The organism is Mycobacterium sp. TH-M103 (assembly GCF_057473785.1).
Window position 1 is genome coordinate 1 of the sequence record NZ_JBYCLG010000028.1, and the last position, 15,723, is coordinate 15,723.

At 70.2% G+C, this 15,723-nt stretch carries 13 protein-coding genes and 1 pseudogene; 9 read left to right on the forward strand and 5 right to left on the reverse strand.

Features of this window, described 5'->3' with window-relative positions; all coding sequences use genetic code 11:
- Window positions 1-343: 343 nt before the first annotated feature.
- Genes AC2VOR_RS01205 through AC2VOR_RS01215 form a run of 3 tightly spaced genes read left to right on the forward strand, consistent with a single transcriptional unit; the run spans window position 344 to window position 2,719 of the window.
- Complete coding sequence (locus AC2VOR_RS01205; protein ID WP_369741462.1) at window positions 344-1,294, forward strand: GNAT family N-acetyltransferase; 951 nt, start codon at window positions 344-346, stop codon at window positions 1,292-1,294.
- 48 nt (window positions 1,295-1,342) lie between these two features.
- Window positions 1,343-2,038 (forward strand): DUF5642 family protein, encoded by a 696-nt coding sequence (locus AC2VOR_RS01210; protein WP_369737244.1) that lies wholly within the window; start codon window positions 1,343-1,345, stop codon window positions 2,036-2,038.
- Between the two features lie 27 nt (window positions 2,039-2,065).
- Window positions 2,066-2,719 carry a DUF5642 family protein gene (locus tag AC2VOR_RS01215; protein ID WP_369737245.1) on the forward strand — a complete coding sequence of 218 codons (654 nt, stop codon included), beginning with the start codon at window positions 2,066-2,068 and terminating at the stop codon, window positions 2,717-2,719.
- A 5-nt stretch (window positions 2,720-2,724) separates the two neighbouring features.
- Here AC2VOR_RS01215 and AC2VOR_RS01220 read toward each other — a convergent pair whose 3' ends face one another.
- Window positions 2,725-3,342, reverse strand: a complete 618-nt coding sequence (locus AC2VOR_RS01220; RefSeq protein WP_369737246.1) for an alpha-ketoglutarate-dependent dioxygenase AlkB — start codon at window positions 3,340-3,342, stop codon at window positions 2,725-2,727.
- 85 nt (window positions 3,343-3,427) lie between these two features.
- Between AC2VOR_RS01220 and arcA the strand changes: the two genes are divergently transcribed.
- A complete protein-coding gene (arcA, locus tag AC2VOR_RS01225) occupies window positions 3,428-4,639 on the forward strand; it encodes an arginine deiminase (RefSeq protein ID WP_369737248.1) in 1,212 nt (403 codons plus the stop codon).
- Window positions 4,640-4,725: 86 nt separating this feature from the next.
- Here arcA and AC2VOR_RS01230 read toward each other — a convergent pair whose 3' ends face one another.
- Entirely contained in the window at window positions 4,726-6,282 is a 1,557-nt protein-coding gene (locus tag AC2VOR_RS01230) for a dolichyl-phosphate-mannose--protein mannosyltransferase (RefSeq protein ID WP_369737250.1), read from the reverse strand.
- A 25-nt stretch (window positions 6,283-6,307) separates the two neighbouring features.
- Here AC2VOR_RS01230 and rsmI point away from each other — a divergent pair, with 25 nt between their 5' ends.
- Window positions 6,308-7,144 carry a 16S rRNA (cytidine(1402)-2'-O)-methyltransferase gene (rsmI, locus tag AC2VOR_RS01235; protein ID WP_369737252.1) on the forward strand — a complete coding sequence of 279 codons (837 nt, stop codon included), beginning with the start codon at window positions 6,308-6,310 and terminating at the stop codon, window positions 7,142-7,144.
- Window positions 7,145-7,149: 5 nt separating this feature from the next.
- Here rsmI and AC2VOR_RS01240 read toward each other — a convergent pair whose 3' ends face one another.
- On the reverse strand, window positions 7,150-8,214 hold the full coding sequence (locus AC2VOR_RS01240; protein WP_369737253.1) for a hypothetical protein: 1,065 nt from the start codon (window positions 8,212-8,214) through the stop codon (window positions 7,150-7,152).
- Window positions 8,215-8,336: 122 nt separating this feature from the next.
- Window positions 8,337-9,593: an aminodeoxychorismate synthase component I gene (locus AC2VOR_RS01245; protein ID WP_369737254.1), complete on the reverse strand. Its 1,257-nt coding sequence runs from the start codon at window positions 9,591-9,593 to the stop codon at window positions 8,337-8,339.
- Between the two features lie 400 nt (window positions 9,594-9,993).
- On the opposite strand from AC2VOR_RS01245, the pseudogene AC2VOR_RS01250 reads away from it, so the two are divergent.
- From AC2VOR_RS01250 to AC2VOR_RS01265, 4 genes and pseudogenes are all read left to right on the forward strand, one after another.
- Window positions 9,994-10,488 (forward strand): annotated as a pseudogene (locus tag AC2VOR_RS01250) (diguanylate cyclase domain-containing protein); the annotation flags it as partial.
- 50 nt (window positions 10,489-10,538) lie between these two features.
- On the forward strand, window positions 10,539-12,191 hold the full coding sequence (locus AC2VOR_RS01255; protein ID WP_369737255.1) for a hypothetical protein: 1,653 nt from the start codon (window positions 10,539-10,541) through the stop codon (window positions 12,189-12,191).
- Window positions 12,192-12,638: 447 nt separating this feature from the next.
- Window positions 12,639-13,316, forward strand: coding sequence for a TetR family transcriptional regulator (locus AC2VOR_RS01260; RefSeq protein ID WP_369737257.1), 678 nt, complete (start codon window positions 12,639-12,641; stop codon window positions 13,314-13,316).
- A gap of 133 nt (window positions 13,317-13,449) precedes the next feature.
- On the forward strand, window positions 13,450-14,145 hold the full coding sequence (locus AC2VOR_RS01265; RefSeq protein ID WP_369737258.1) for a TetR family transcriptional regulator: 696 nt from the start codon (window positions 13,450-13,452) through the stop codon (window positions 14,143-14,145).
- A 7-nt stretch (window positions 14,146-14,152) separates the two neighbouring features.
- On the opposite strand, the gene metG is transcribed toward AC2VOR_RS01265, so the two are convergent.
- Window positions 14,153-15,709, reverse strand: coding sequence for a methionine--tRNA ligase (gene metG / locus AC2VOR_RS01270; RefSeq protein ID WP_486963056.1), 1,557 nt, complete (start codon window positions 15,707-15,709; stop codon window positions 14,153-14,155).
- Window positions 15,710-15,723: the final 14 nt, after the last annotated feature.

A 15,723-nucleotide genomic window follows, 5' to 3' on the forward strand; every position in this document is an offset into this window, starting at 1 on the left:
GTCCGACAATTGCGCCAATGGGCGTGCGGCCCCGACGTGCCTCCCGGCCGAGGACAAAGACGTGTCCACGCCAAAGAGAACCTCACCGTTGGTGAACGCAGTTTTTTAATTGGCGCAGGCCTGCCGGTGTGCGGCTACCGGTTGTTGCCGCATCCTGATCGGAGGCCATAGCCTGAGTGGTATCGCGCCGCGAACTGGGGCGGGTGAAGGTCGGGGGAGGCGCAAGGACAAGCGGCAGGTTCACAGCAGTGCGGGCGCGCCGTCGCGGCCGCCCGCGCTCCGCGACCCCTAGGACATCGCAGTGGCCGAACTGACGGGTGCGCGAGCCGAAGAGCTCGTGGGCATGGAGATCTTCCAGGGATGCCCCATCGCGGACCTGGGGCCGCTGGCGGCCAGTGTGCAGCCGCTGCGTGCCGCCAGCGGTCAGGTGCTGATGCGGCAGGGCGAGCAAGCGGTGTCGTTCCTGCTCATCTCCTCGGGCAGCGCCGAGATCGAACACGTCGGCGATGACGGCGTGGTGATCCGGGAAAGCGCCCTCCCCGGCATGATCGTCGGCGAGATCGCGCTGCTGCGCGACATCCCGCGGACGGCGACGGTCACCACCGTCGAAGCCCTCACCGGCTGGATCGGCGACGGCGACGCATTCGCCCGGCTGGTGCACATTCCCGGGATCATGGACCGGTTGCTGCGCATGGTGCGCCAACGCCTCGCCGCATTTATCACGCCGATCCCGATCCGGTTGCGCGACGGAACTCGCCTGCTGCTGCGCCCGGTTCTGCCCGGCGACAGCGAACGGACCGTGCGCGGACATGTCCACTATTCGGCCGAGACGCTGTACCGGCGGTTCATGACGGCCCGGGTTCCGAGCCCGGCGTTGCTGCACTACCTCTCCGAGGTCGACTACGTCGACCACTTCGTCTGGGTGGTGACCGACGGGGCCGACCCGGTGGCGGACGCGCGTTTCGTGCGCGACGAGAACGACCCCACGGTCGCCGAGATCGCGTTCACGGTCGCCGACGACTATCAGGGCCGGGGGATCGGCAGCTTCCTGATCGGTGCGCTGTCCATCGCCGCGAGGCTCAACGGAGTCGAAAGATTTTCGGCGCGAATGCTTTCCGGCAACTCGGCGATGCGTGCCATCATGGACCACTACGGCGCGGTCTGGCAGCGCGAAGACGTCGGAGTCATCGCCACCGTGATCGACGTGCCCCGCCGCCGCGACGTGGGCCTCAAGCGCGCGATGGCCGATCAGATCAGCCGCGTCGCCCGCCAGGTGATCGAGGCCGTCGGCTAGGCGCCCGGAATGCCCGGACGAAACGGACTTTCGTGGTAGGAACACCGCATGCGGTCGTTCCGGATCGGCAGGGCGGCGGTTCCCGCGCTCACCCTGCTGGCGACCGCGTGCGCCACGTCGCCGGCGCCAGGCCCGTCGGCCACGTCGCCGCCCCCCGCGGTGCCCGGCGCCACCATCAACCCCGCCCACATCAAGCGGATCGTGCGCGACTTTCCGCCCGGCTACGAGGTGACCGGCGGCATTGCGAGTGACGCCGCACCCGACTTGACGTGGGGCCTGACGGCGAACGCGGCTGACATCCGGGCCAGGCCCGCGCGCTGCGCCGCGCTCGCCGACCCCGGCACGGGGCGGGGCCGGTCCGCCCAGGGCGTGTCCGGTTCGGGTCCGGGGGGCATCGTCGACGCCGTCGTGGTGACGCTGCCCGGGCCGGTGGGCCCCGCCGCCGATCTCGTCGCGGCCTGCGGTCAGTGGACTATGAGCGCCGCCCACACCACGGCCGGCGTGCACCTCACCGCGGCCCCGCACGTCGACGGGGCGCAAACCCTCGGAATGGTGGCCGACCTCAAGTCCTCCGTCGAGTCGGGAACTCAGATCGATTCGCGGGCATACACTTTCATCGCCTATCTGGGCGAGTGCTATGCGTTCACGACTCTGGTCACCGATCCCGGCTCGGCGCTTCCGGCGCTGCCACCGCAGTTCGCCGCCGACCTGCTCGTCACCACGGTGTCCACGCTGCGCGGCTGAGCGGCGGCCTTGGGTAGATTGACCACGATGTTGAAGCTGTGGGCCGCGGCCGCGTGTGTGTGCGTGCTTGCCGGCTGCTCATCGGGTACGGACGCCTCGATGAAGGCCGACATCGGCAAGGTTTCCGCCGTCAAGTCGAGTTTCGGGCCCGACTTCACCGTCAACGACACCAGCGAGAGGGGGATCGATCCGCTGCTGCTGGAGTCGCGCAAGTTACCGGCGGGGCTGCGCTTCGATCCCGCCAACTGCGCGAAAGTGGCCGTCGGCCCGGACATGCCGCCGGACCTGAAGGGCAATATGGCCGCCGTCTCGGCCGAGGGCAAGGGCAACCGGTTCGTCGTGATCGCCGTGGAGACCTCGGCGCCGGTGCCGCTCGCCGAGCCGGGCAAGGACTGCGCCAAGGTGGCGTTCTCCGGGCCCCAGCTGCGGGGCGGCATCGAGGTGGTCGACGCGCCGCACATCGACGGGGTGCACACCCTGGGCACCCACCGCGTCCTGCAGGCGGTGGTCGCCGGGGCGGCTCGCACCGGCGAGCTCTACGACTATTCGGCCCAGTTCGGGGACTACCAGGTGATCGTCATCGCCAACCCGCTGGTCATCCCCGACCAGCCGGTGGCCCCGGTCGACACCGATCGCGCCCGCGACCTGCTCGTCAAGGCGGTGGCCGCGGTCCGCAGTTGAGCCGGTCAGCGGACGTCGCGGGGCCGGAACTGGATGCTGATTCGGGGACCCGCGGGCAACGAAGTCTTGGGCACCGCGTGTTCCCAGGTGCGCTGGCATGACCCGCCCATCACCAGCAAATCGCCGTGCGCCTGCGGCAGCCGCAACGACGGGCCCTGGGGACCTGAGCCGCGGCGCCGCATCGCGAAGGTGCGGGTGGCGCCCAGACTGACGATCGCCACCATGGTGTCCTCGGCGCTGCTGCGCCCGATCGTGTCACCGTGCCAGGCCACGCTGTCGGAGCCGTCGCGGTAGTAGCACAGTCCCACCGTGGTGAACGGCTCGCCGAGTTCGCCGGCGTAGATGTCGTTGAGCCGCCGCCGTAGCCTCCCCAGCACGGGGTGCGGGGGATCCTCAATGGTCAGGTCGTGAAAGCTCACCAGCCGCGGCACGTCGACCACCCGGTCGTACATCTGGCGGCGTTCGGCCCGCCACGGCACGGTGCTCAGCAGGGCGTCGAACAGGCCGGCCTCGTCGGGCGAGTCGCCCGCCAGCCAGCCGGCGCGGATTTCGACGAAGGCGCCGTCGCCGAGGTGGCGGCGCTCGGTGTGCTCGAAAAGCGAGCCCTGAACCGCGATCCCCACGCCGCCCAGTTTATCGCACGCACGTTCGAACAGGTGGCGGCGCGGCGGATGTGTGGCCGGATCGCAGCGCCGCTACGGTTGGTCTGTGGGCGTTGTTGAGTTGGGCACCGATTCCGAGGTCGGCACGCTACGGGTGGCCATCCTGCACCGCCCGGGCGCCGAACTGGGCAGGCTCAGCCCGCGCAACGTCGACCAGTTGCTGTTCGACGGGCTGCCGTGGGTGGCGCGCGCGCAGGAGGAACACGACCAGTTCGCCGAACTGCTGCGGAACCGCGGTGTGGAGGTGCTGCTGATGTCGGACCTGCTGACCGAGGCGCTCAACCACAGCGGGGCCGCCCGGATGCAGGGCGTGGCCGCCGCGGTCGACGCGCGCCGGTTGGGAGTTCCGCTGGCGCAAGAGCTTTCGGCCCACCTGCGCAGCCTCGAACCGGGCAAGCTGGCCCACGTGCTGATGGCCGGGATGACGTTCAGCGAGCTGCCGCCGGACACCCGCACCGACGTGTCGCTGGTGCTGCGCATGCACCAGGGGTCCGACTTCGTCATCGACCCACTGCCCAACCTGTTGTTCACCCGCGACTCGTCGATCTGGATCGGGCCGCGGGTGGTCATCCCGACCCTGGCGCTGCAGGCGCGCGTGCGCGAGGCCTCGTTGACCGACCTCATCTACGCGCACCACCCACGCTTCACCGGGGTGCGGCGGGCCTACGAGTCGCGCACCGCGCCCGTCGAGGGCGGTGACGTCTTGTTGCTCGCCCCCGGCGTGCTCGCGGTCGGAGTCGGTGAACGCACCTCCCCGGCCGGCGCGGAAGCGTTGGCGCGCAGCCTTTTCGACGACGACCTGGCGACCACCGTGCTGGCGGTGCCGATCGTGCAGCGGCGCGCGCAGATGCACCTGGACACCGTGTGCACGATGGTCGACACCGACACCGTGGTGATGTACGCCAACATCGTCGACTCGCTCTCGGCGTTCACCATCCAGCGCACACCCGACGGGGTGACCATCAGCGACGAGGCGCCGTTCCTGGAGGCCGCGGCCAAGGCGATGGGCATCGACAAGCTGCGGGTCATCGACACCGGCCTGGATCCCGTCGTCGCCGAACGCGAACAGTGGGACGACGGCAACAACACCCTGGCGCTGGCGCCCGGGGTCGTCGTCGCCTACGAGCGCAACGTCCAGACCAACACCCGTCTGCAGGACGCCGGCATCGAGGTGCTGACCATCGCGGGCTCCGAGCTGGGCACCGGCCGCGGCGGCCCCCGCTGCATGTCCTGTCCCGTCGCCCGCAATCCCGTCTAGGCTGCCGGCGCCGAGATTGCCGCCACGGTTGTGGGCCGGCCCGGATCACGGCCCCCACGGCAATCGCGGCGCGAACGATCGCGCACTCACCGCCAGCTGGGCAGCCAGATCTCCATGTTCCAAGTCTGCTGCGAGATGGGCAGCCCGGTGAGCACCGGGAACAGCCAGGCGAAGTTGGTGGCCACCACGGCCACGTAGCAACTCACCAGGATCAGCCCGAGCGTGCGGCGTTCCCGGCCCTGCCCAGGGGCATAGAGAATGTCGCCGCAGATCAGTGCGATCGCCATCACCAGAAACGGCGCCATCGTCGCCGCGTAGAAGAAGTACATCTGCCGGTCGATGTCGGCGAACCACGGCAGCCACCCCGCGCAATAACCGGTCAGAACTGCCGCGTAACGCCAGTCCCGGCGCACGACCGTGCGCCACGTCGCATAGACCAGTACCGGTACCGCCAGCCACCACATGGCGGGCGTGCCGACGAGCATCTCGGCTTTGACGCACGACTGCGCCCCGCAGCCGGGCACGTTCTGCTGGTCGATGGCGTAGAGCACGGGCCGCAACGACATCGGCCAGCTCCACGGCTTGGACTCCCACGGGTGGTGGTTGCCGGCGGCGTTCGTCAGGCCCGCATGGAACTGGAACGCCTTGGCGGTGTAGTACCACAGCGAGCGAACGGCGTCGGGTAGCGGCACCACCGAGTGGGGGCCGATTCCCTGACCCACCTCGTGCCGGTCGATCGCGGTTTCCGAGGCGAACCACGGTGCGTAGCTGGCCAGGTAGACGGCGATCGGGATCAGCCCCAGCGCGTAGCCGGTGGGCACCACGTCGCGGCGCACCGTCCCCAGCCAGGGCCGCGTGACCTGATATTGACGCCGTGCGGCCACGTCGAACGCCAACGACATCGCGCCGAAGAACACGACGAAGTACAGACCGGACCACTTCGTCCCGCATGCCAACCCGAGCAACACCCCGGCGCCGAAGCGCCACCAGCGCACCCCGAGCCGCGGACCCCACTCGGTCTCGGCGTTGCGGCCCTCCAGCAGCGCGACGTGCATCCGCCGGCGCACCTCGTCGCGGTCGACGACGAGCGCGCCGAAAGCCGCCACCACGAAGAAGGTGAGGATCCCGTCGAGCAGCGCGGTCCGCGCGGTGACGAAGCTGACGCCGTCGCAGATGAGCAGCAACCCGGCGACGCCACCGACCAGCGTCGAGCGGCTGATCCGCCGCACGATGCGCGTCACCAGCGCGATCAGCACCACCCCCAGCAGCGCGCCGCTGAACCGCCAGCCCACGCCGTCGTAGCCGAAGATCGCCTCGCCCAGCGCGATCACCTGCTTGCCGACGGGGGGATGGACCACCAGGCCGAAGCCGGGGTTGTCCTCCACCCCGTTGTTGTGCAGCATCTGCCAGGCCTGCGGCGCATAGTGCTTCTCGTCGAAGACGGGCGTGCCGGCGTCGGTCGGCGAGCCCAGGTTCACGAACCGGCTTACCGTCGCCAGCAGCGTGATGACGCCCGTCGCGACCCAGCCGCGGACGCGGTCGGTCGGCCCGAAGTCCGCGAGCGGGACCAGCCGTCCCGGGCTGACGACGGGCACGACACGCCCCCGGTCGGCGAGGGAGGATTCGCGGGGCGGGGCGGTCATCGGTGTCGATCGTAGGCTGTGGGGCATGACCCACGGTCGGCTGTTGCTCGGCGCGACCCCGTTGGGGCAGCCCTCGGATGCGTCGCCACGGCTGACCGACGCCCTGGCGCGCGCCGACGTGGTGGCCGCCGAGGACACCCGCCGGGTCCGGAAGTTGGCCCGGGCGCTCGAGGTGCGCATCGCGGGCCGGGTGATCAGCCTGTTCGACCAGGTCGAGGCCGAGCGGGTGCCCGCCCTGGTCGACGAGGTGAAGTCAGGCGCGACCGTGCTGGTGGTCAGCGACGCGGGCATGCCGGTGATCAGCGATCCCGGCTACCGGCTGGTCGTGGCGTGCGTCGAGGCGGGCCTGCCGGTGACGTGTCTGCCCGGGCCGTCGGCGGTGACCACCGCGCTGGCCGTCTCCGGTCTGCCTTCGGACCGGTTCTGCTTCGAGGGATTCCCGCCACGCAAGGCCTCGGCGCGTCGGACCTGGCTGGCGTCGCTGGCCGACGAGCCCCGCACATGCGTGTTCTTCGAGTCGCCGCGCAGGCTGGCCGCGTGCCTGCGCGACGCGGTCGAGGAACTCGGCGGCGCCCGCTCGGCGGCGGTGTGCCGAGAGTTGACCAAGGTGCACGAGGAAGTGGTGCGCGGGCCGCTCGAGGAGTTGGCGGCCTGGGCGGCCGACGGTGTACTCGGCGAGATCACCGTCGTGCTGGCCGGCGCCATCCCCCGCGCCGACCTGCCGGCGCTGGTGACGCGGGTGGAAGAACTCGTCGCGGACGGTGTTCGCGTCAAAGACGCCTGCGGCGAGGTGGCGGCGGCGCACCCGGGGGTGCGCTCACGCCAGCTCTATGACGCGCTGCTGCGGTCCCGGAACGGCTGAGCCGGTCAGGGCGTGCACGCCCCGATGGGCCCGATCGACGGCGTGCAGAATCGCGGGTGCGGGATGGCGGGCGGGCCCGGTAGCGCCGGAACGCCGACCGCCGGGAGCGCGGGCAGACCGACCGCGGGCAGCGCCGGCAGCGCCGGCGCCGCGGGTAGACCGACCTGGGGAAACGAGGGCAGGGCGGGCGCCGCGGGAAGGGCGGGCGCCGCGGGAAGGGCGGGCGCCGCCGGGAGACCCACCGCGGGCAGCGCGGGGGCCGCCGGGAGACCCACCGCGGGCAGCGCGGGGGCCGCGGGCAGGCCCACCGAGGGCAGACCCACCGCCGGGAGGACCGCCGCCGCGCCCGGGATGGACGCCACCGCGGGGAGCGCGGCCGCCGCGGTCGTCAGGCTGGGCGCACCGATGCCCGGCACGCCCAGTGAGCCCACCGACGGCAGCGAAACCGAGGGCAGGCCGATGTTGCTCGGCAGGAGGCCGGCGTTCTTCAGGAACACGACTGCGATCACGGCGGACTCGACGGTACCCACCAGGCCTGTGCCGATGCCGACGAGGCTGCCGCCGACGCCGACGACGCCCTGCGCGACCGACACGGCGACGGCCGCGCTGTTGGGGACGGCGGCCAGGCCGCCGACTCCGGCCAGGCCGGGCAGCATGGGTGCGACCTCGTACGGGTCGGGGATGCCGCCGAGCCCGACGTCGGGAACACCGCCCAGCCCCGCGGCCGGCGTGGCGCCCCCGCCGATGCCCGATGCGCCGCCGCCACCGACCAATCCGCCGGGTGGGCCGCCCGGCACTTCGCTATCGGCCGACGGCACGCCGGGTTCGGGCGCCGGTCTCGGGGCGATCACGTTGCCCGCCTCGGAAAAGGGCGAGGTTTCGGGGGCCCGCGCAATCGGCTTCGGGGCCTCGGGCATGAGGACTGAGGCCAGCTTCTCGCATCCGGCGCCCCCCGCGCCGTTGCAGACCTCCCCCGCCGGCAAGGGCGCGCTCACCTTGGTCACCGGCGTGACCGCCAGCGTCCCGCCCACGAGCGCGGCGACGGCGGCACCGAGGACAGCGATTCTCATGACAGACCCCTCCAGAACAGCCGACACGCGCCGAGCGCGGGCCGATGGCTCGAGCTTAGGCGCTCGAGGCCACTGGCGTGCAGGTTACCCGGATTTTCACCGGCGGGGCCCGGGCCGTTTAGCTACCGTCCGACCGGCGCCGCGGCCGGGATGCGTGGCATCCCGACGATCGGAGCCACCTTGTGCAGGCACTCCTGCCACTCCCCGTCGGGATCGGAGTCGGCGGTGATCCCGCCGCCGACGCCCAGCACGGCGCCGCCCGCCGCGTCGAACTCGACCGTGCGGATCGCGACGTTGAGCTCGCACCCGGCGATCGGGGAGGCCAAGCCCACCGTGCCGCAATATATTCCGCGTCGCCGCTGTTCCCATCGGGAGATCAGCTGGCGCGCGCGGTGCTTCGGGGTGCCCGTCACCGAGGCCGGGGGAAAGGCGGCGTCCAGCAACGCCGTCGTGGGTAACCCGGCGGGAACCCGGGCCGAGACCGTCGAAACCAGGTGCCACACGCCCGGCGCCCGCCGCACCACCAGCAACTCGGGCACGGTGACCGTGCCGACGACCGCGACCCGGCCCAGGTCGTTGCGCACGAGGTCCACGATCATGGTGTTCTCGGCCACGTCCTTGACCGACGTGCGCAGCGCCGACGGCGAGGCGTCCAGCGGCAGGGTGCCCTTGATCGGGCTGGACGTCACGACCGACCCCCGCCGCTTCAGGAACAGCTCCGGGGACAGCGATGCCACCGCGCCCCATGGTCCGGCGAGATAGGCCGCTCGGGCCGGGGCGGTACGCGCGACGCCCTCGACGAAGAAGTCCAGCGGGTTCCCGGCGACCGTCCCGGTGAACTGGGTGCACACGCACGCCTGGTAGACCTCGCCCGCGCGGATCGCGTCCAGGCAGGCCAGCACCCCGCCGCGGTGTGCGTCCCGGTCGGCAGCGTCCCAGGCGATCCGGCAGCCGCGCGTCCGGGCCGGGGGCGCCGCCAGCGCGGCGGTGAGCCAGTCCGGCATCGGCGTACCGGACAGGCTCTCGTAGAACCACCGCCCGTCCGGGTCGCAGCGCAGCACGCAGTCGGTCCAACCGCCGGCGGCCTCGGGGATCCGGCTTCCTCGCCCGTCGGCGCCGGCGTCCGGGTATGACAGGTATCCGATCCAGCCGCCGCCCACCGCGTCGGGATCCTGCGCGCGGTGGTCCTGCGGGACGGCGAACGCGTCGGCGCCGTCCACGGGTTGCAGCGACAGACTCGGCGCGATCACCGCCGCCGCGCCGAACCAGTCGCCGGTCAGCGCGGCCGGCGGCGGCAGGCCGAGCCGGCCGGTGGCGTCGCCGATCGCCCGCAGCACCCGGGGTGCGGCGCCGAGATCGCCGAGCCGGTCGATTCGCACCGCCCCAGCTTGACAGAACGGCCGCTTCGCGCCCCGTGGACGTCCGTCGCCGGTCGCCCGCAGACGAGGCGGACATCTCGGTCGTCGCCGTGCCGCCGAGGCGCGTGGGCGGCAAAAATATCCCTCTAGCTGCGCGGGTTGAGCGTGTTAGGCTGCGCTACGCCAATCCGTGACCGGCCCCCGCGCCGACGTACCCCGCCAGACAGACGCCGAAAGTAGGCGCGCCCGGTACGTTTGCGCATCGGGGGTAGCGACTTTGCAGACGACCACCGCCCTGATTGCGCCCGGTGCCAGCCGGGACATGCGCTTCGTATCGGAGGAGCCCGTGCCGCGCAACCCGGATCTCGTCGTGACCTCGGTTGCCGCCCTCCTCGTGAAGGCCACGGGGGCGAACGCGACCCGGGTGCCCGCTTGGCCGTCCGTCGCCGCCGCGCCGCTGGTCTCCGGAGAGGCGACCACCGGGGTGCTCGCGTTCGTCAGGTTCGGCGCCAGGAAGTGGAAGCAGGGCGAGATCAGCACCCTCGAGGCGGTCGCCGCCCTGTTCGCGCAGTTGCAGGCGCGCATCGCCGCCGAGGAGAAGCTGCGCTACCTGGCCGAGCACGACGACCTGACCGGCCTCGGCCATGCCGCGGGTGACTGGTTCATCAAGGTGTTCGCGCAACGCATGCGCGTGTGCGCGGGTGACGGCATGATCGCCCGCCTGGGCGGCGACGAGTTCGTCATCATTCCCGAGCGGCCGATGGTGGCCGCGACCGCCGAGGCCTTCGCCCGGCGTCTGGTGACGATGCTGCGCGAGCGCATGACCATCGGCGGGCACGTGATCACCCCCTCGGTGAGCATCCGGGTGACGGTGGGGGTGCCCGGACGCGTCGCCGACCGCGAGGCGCTGTCGGCGGGCGCGATCTGATCCTGGTGTCGAGGTACGGTTTGTTGTCGAGAATTGGCGTGTCGGTCGTTGTCGCGTGCACGGCACTGGCGCTGGCCGGCTGTGGCGGCCACCCCGATCCCGGGCCGCTGTCGGCCATGGTCAGTCCGGCCATACCGCCCAGCGTCCAGGAGATCCCCAATCCGCTGCGCGGCCAGTACGAGACTCTGCTGAACCCTCTTTTCCCGCAAGCAAACCCCGCGCAGCAGCGGTATTCGGGGTGGCCCGCGTCCTATGACGCCAGTCTGCGCGTGTCGTGGCGGCAGTTGCAGCCCACCGATCCGCGCACTCTTCCGCCGGACGCTCCCGACGACCGCAAGTACGACTTCGGCGCCATCGACGACGCGCTGACCAAGCTGGCGAACCGCAACATGCGGCTGATCCTCGGCGTGTACGCGTTCAGTTCCTGTTGCGGGAGCTCCTACCCCGACAACACGAACATCGCGATCCCCGACTGGATGCGCCCCGCGGCCACCTCCTACCCCGGGCGGCCGAACGGCTCCGCGCCCGGGGTGACGCAGGTGGTGCCGAACTGGAACGACGCCGGCTACCTGGACGCGTTCACGCAGCTCCTGGGCGCGCTCGGCCGCCGTTACGACGGCGACGAGCGGCTCAGCGTGTTCGAGTTCTCCGGATACGGCGACTTCGGGGAGAACCAGATCGACTATGTGCGCGACGCGCTGGGGGCGCCGGGGCCGGCCCCCGGCGACAGCATGGCCGCACTGGGCTACTACAGCCAGTCCCGGGATCAGAGCATCACCGCCACGGCCATCCGGCGCCTGGTCGAGGCGAACGTGGCCGCGTTCCCGCACACGCAACTGGTGGTCGCCCCGCAGAATCCCGAGATCGTGCGCCAGCTGCTCGCCGACGACGTCACCAGGAAGCTGTCCGGGCCGGTGGGCATCCGGTCGGACTGCCTGGGCGTGCAATCGCCGCTCCCGTCGTGGGCGGACTCCGGCGACTCCCATTACGTCCAGACCGGGGATGCCGTGGTTGCGGCGCTCAAGCAGCGGCTGGTCTCCGCGCCCGTGATCGCCCAATGGTGCAAGCTGCCCGACGGAACCGACCCACGGTCCTACTACGAGAAGGGCCTGCACGACGTGGTCAGGTATCACGTGTCGATGACGTCGAGTACCGGCTTCCCCGACCGCGACTCTAGGACGGCGATGGATCATGGCCTGTATCTGCTCTGGGCGCAAGCCAATTCGTCCGCTGGTTATCGCTATTCGGTCGAGGCCCAGCCGGGGTCGCAATCCGTTCGCGGCGCCGTGGCCAGCATTTCGGTCGCCTGGACGAACTATGGCTCGGCGGCCGCCACCGAGCACTGGGTTCCCGGTTACCGGCTGGTGGACTTCACCGGGGCGGTGGTGCGGAGCCTGCCGGCGACGGTCGACCTCAAGACCCTGGTCCACGACGACTCCAGTCAATCGCGAGAGGAGGCGGTGCCGGCGTCGTCGACCGAGTCCGTTCACGTGGACCTGACCGGCCTGGCGCCGGGGCACTATACGCTGCGTGCCGCCGTGGACTGGCAGCAGCACAAGCCCGGCGGCTCGCACGTGGTGAACTACGCGCCGATGGCGCTGGCCCGCGACGGCCGCGACGGGTCGGGAATGTATCCGATTGCCACCCTCGACATTCCGCGCGAGGGCACGACTCCGGGCGGCAACGGCTGATCACTCGCGCCCGCTGATCGAGCGAGTGCACCCCGAAGGGGCTCTCGATCGCCTTATCGCCGGCGAAGCTGCGGCGTAGCGGGGTGCGGCACTGCACGCCAGACGGTGCGCCGCACCGACGCTGGCCGAAACTATCAAACACATGCATAATGCGTATACATACGCGGAGTATGTTATAAAATCCACAACCAACTACAAGTTATTGCAGCAGGGAGCTTTGGTCATTACCGTTGAAAAGCAGGGCATTAGGGCATACTGCCAACCTCAGAAGCGGCTTGAAGGCGTCCAATGCGCCGGTGAGCGCCTGCTGCCAGCGTGGCCCGCCGACGAGGGCATCGTGTACCAAAAGGCGGTCGGTGCTCGGCGGGGCCGGTGCCAATCCGAGAACCGCCGTTTGCGCAGTGGTCGCCCCGCCGACGGGCCGGCATAGTGTCGCCTCCCCGTCCCATGACGGACAGCGCGCCGGACGGGCGCGCGGACGCTACTCGGCGGCAGATCTTGCGAGCCGCCTCACATCAGTTCGCGCAGCGGGCCTATCACGACGTCGGCCTCGACGACATCCTGACCGAAGCCGAACTGACGAAGGGCGCGATGTATTTCCACTTCCGTTCCAAGCTGGCGCTGGCCGTCGCGATCATCGAGGACCAGACCGTCGCGGGGACCGTCGCCGTGGAAGACCTGCTGTCCCGCAACCTGTCGGGCCTCGAGACGCTGATCGACTTCTCCTACCGGCTGGCCGCCCAGGACACCCAGATGGACAGGGTCAGAGCGGGGCTGAACCTGCTCGAGTCGGTCGGGCGGGCCGAGGGGCTGCAGGAGCGACTGTTCGACGGCTGGGTTCAAGCCCTCTCGGTGGTCGTCCAGAAAGCGATCGCCGACGGTGATGTCGACAAACGCTGCAGCCCGTGCGATGTGGGCAGGCTCATCGTGTCGCTGCACATGGGCCTGCGGCAGACCAGCAACCTCGACGAACCCGAGCGGTTCCTGCTCGACCTGGAGAAGAGCTGGTCGCTGGTGCTGATCGGCATACTGCAGCCCGATAGGATCGATTACTTCAACCAATTCGTCAGGCGGCGTACGGCGCTCGCCATCCAGTCCCGCCTGGGTGGGGTCGAGTCGAATTGAACGACACGGCGAATCCACCCGATCGAGACCTTCGCTAGGCTAAGTTGCTAGGCTTGGGTCCTTTGCAGCGAGAGACGAGACGCCGAGATTCGGAATCTCTGCAGATTCGCGGAACTCCGGAGGTGTAGGAGCGATGGCGCGCCAGGTTCGATCCGAAGCCACCCGCCGGAAGATTCTCGATGCCGCGATCGACGTGTTCGGGGATGTGGGCTACGCCGCCGCCGCCTGGGGCACGATCATCGAACGGACGGGGATGACGAAGGGGGCCCTGTACCACCACTTCGATTCCAAGGAATCGCTGGCGTCGGCGATCATCGACGAGGGATCGGACACGCTGTTGGGTGCGTTCCGCAACGTGTGCGGGGCCTCGTCGCCGGCGCTCGAGAACATGATCCACGGTACGTTCACGATCGCGAACGTGGTTCGGTTGGACAAGACGGCCCGTGCCGCCGAGCAATTGACCTGTGCCTTAAGCGGATTCAACGACGCTGCGGCCAGCTTCTGCACGGGCCTGGTGGAGCTGATGTCCGCCGAGGCGCAACGGGCAACCGCCGAAGGGGACCTTCGGTCAGACCTCGACCCGGTGGAACTGGGCGAGTCGGTCGTCGGTTCCATGTTCGGAACCCGCCTGCTTTCCAGCCTGGTTCGTGCCGAAGGCCGCGACGAGGACCTCATCGGGCGAACGGGCCGGATGTGGCAGTTGCTGCTCGTCGGCATCGTCGACGAGGCCGCGCTGGCGTACTTCCGCCAATTCCTCGCCCGTGAGGCGCTGCGTCACGCGCAGCCGGATGCTGCCGCCGTCGACGCCATGGTGGCCGAAGCGACCTAGGGGCAGGCTACGTGGGTTCGGAAACGGGCTGGTAGCGCGGGAACACCCCCGCCGGCGCCGGCAGCACCGTGCCGGGGACCAGCCGGGAGCCGATGGCGGCGAAATGCCGTTGGTCTTCGCCCTGCCCGAGCAGGTCCAGCAGCTTTCCCGCCGACTCGGGCATGACGGGCTGCACCAGCAGCGCCGCGATGCGGACCGCCTCGCACGTCGTGTACAGGACGGCCCGAAAGCGCGCCCGGTCCGCCTCGGATTCGCTCTTGCGCAGCACCCACGGCTGCTGGGCCGAGAAATACCTGTTGGCCTCGCCGAGCATCAGCCAGATCGCCTCCAGGGCCGAATGCATCGCCTGGGAGTCGAAACCGGCGCGCACCCGCTTCAGCAGGCCGTCGGCCATCGTCAGCAACTCGGTGTCGGCGGCGCTCGGCTCGCCGGGCTCCGGGACGACGCCGCCCAGGTTCTTGGCGACCATCGACAGCGAGCGCTGGGCCAGGTTGCCCAGCTCGTTGGCCAGGTCGGTGTTGATCCGGGTGACGATGGCCTCTTCGGTGTAGTTGCCGTCCTGGCCGAACGGGACCTCACGCAAGAGGAAGTAGCGGACCTGGTCCACCCCGAACCTCTGCGCCAGCGCCACCGGGTCGACGACGTTACCCACCGACTTGCTCATCTTCTCGCCGCGGTGGTGCAGGAACCCGTGCGCGAAAACCCTTCGGGGAAGCTCGATCCCGGCCGACATCAGGAACGCCGGCCAGTAGACGGCGTGAAACCGGATGATGTCCTTGCCGATCATGTGCAGATCCGCCGGCCAGTAACGGCCGAACAACTCCGCGTCGGTGTCGGGAAAGCCCGCGCCGGTCAGGTAGTTGGTGAGCGCGTCGACCCAGACGTACATGACGTGGTCCGGATCGTCGGGCACCGGCACCCCCCAGTCGAAGGAGGTTCGCGAGATCGAGATGTCTTCCAGCCCACCGGAGACGAAGCTGACCACCTCGTTGCGCCGCACCTCGGGGGCGATGAAGCCGGGGTTGGCGTCGTAATGGGCCAGCAACCTCTCGGCGTACGCCGACAGCCGGAAGAAGTAGGACTGCTCCTCGGTCCAGATCACCGCGGCGCCGGTTTCGGTCGCCACGCGGGTCCCGTCCTCGAGCAGCTGCGTCTCGGCCTCGAAGAAGAACCGTTCGTCGCGCACCGAGTACCACCCCGAGTAGTTGTCGAGGTAGATGTCGCCGGCCGCCGACATGCGCCGCCAGATCTCCTGGGAGGCGCGGTAGTGGTCGGGATCGGTGGTGCGGATGAACCGGTCGAAGGAGATGTTCAGTGCCTCCTGGACGCGCTGGAACACCTCCGAGTTGCGACGCGCCAGCTGCGCGGTGGGGATGCCGGCGGCCGCGGCCGCCTGGGCGACCTTCAGGCCGTGCTCGTCGGTTCCGGTCAGGAAACGCACGTCGAAGCCGTCGAGCCGCTTGAACCGGGCGATCGCGTCCGTGGCGATGTACTCGTAAGCGTGACCGACGTGCGGCGCCGCGTTCGGATACGCGATGGCCGTCGTGACGTAGTAGGGCCTCATCGAGAGTCCACCCT

What these genes read in the sequence shown, in the direction of transcription:
- AC2VOR_RS01265 (WP_369737258.1), top strand. Translation starts at nt 13,450, where the DNA reads ATGGCGCGCCAGGTTCGATCCGAAGCCACCCGCCGGAAGATTCTCGAT.
- AC2VOR_RS01260 (WP_369737257.1), top strand. Translation starts at nt 12,639, where the DNA reads ATGACGGACAGCGCGCCGGACGGGCGCGCGGACGCTACTCGGCGGCAG.
- AC2VOR_RS01230 (WP_369737250.1), bottom strand. Translation starts at nt 6,282, where the DNA reads ATGACCGCCCCGCCCCGCGAATCCTCCCTCGCCGACCGGGGGCGTGTC.
- metG (WP_486963056.1), bottom strand. Translation starts at nt 15,709, where the DNA reads ATGAGGCCCTACTACGTCACGACGGCCATCGCGTATCCGAACGCGGCG.
- AC2VOR_RS01210 (WP_369737244.1), top strand. Translation starts at nt 1,343, where the DNA reads ATGCGGTCGTTCCGGATCGGCAGGGCGGCGGTTCCCGCGCTCACCCTG.
- AC2VOR_RS01215 (WP_369737245.1), top strand. Translation starts at nt 2,066, where the DNA reads ATGTTGAAGCTGTGGGCCGCGGCCGCGTGTGTGTGCGTGCTTGCCGGC.
- AC2VOR_RS01240 (WP_369737253.1), bottom strand. Translation starts at nt 8,214, where the DNA reads ATGAGAATCGCTGTCCTCGGTGCCGCCGTCGCCGCGCTCGTGGGCGGG.
- rsmI (WP_369737252.1), top strand. Translation starts at nt 6,308, where the DNA reads ATGACCCACGGTCGGCTGTTGCTCGGCGCGACCCCGTTGGGGCAGCCC.
- AC2VOR_RS01205 (WP_369741462.1), top strand. Translation starts at nt 344, where the DNA reads ATGGAGATCTTCCAGGGATGCCCCATCGCGGACCTGGGGCCGCTGGCG.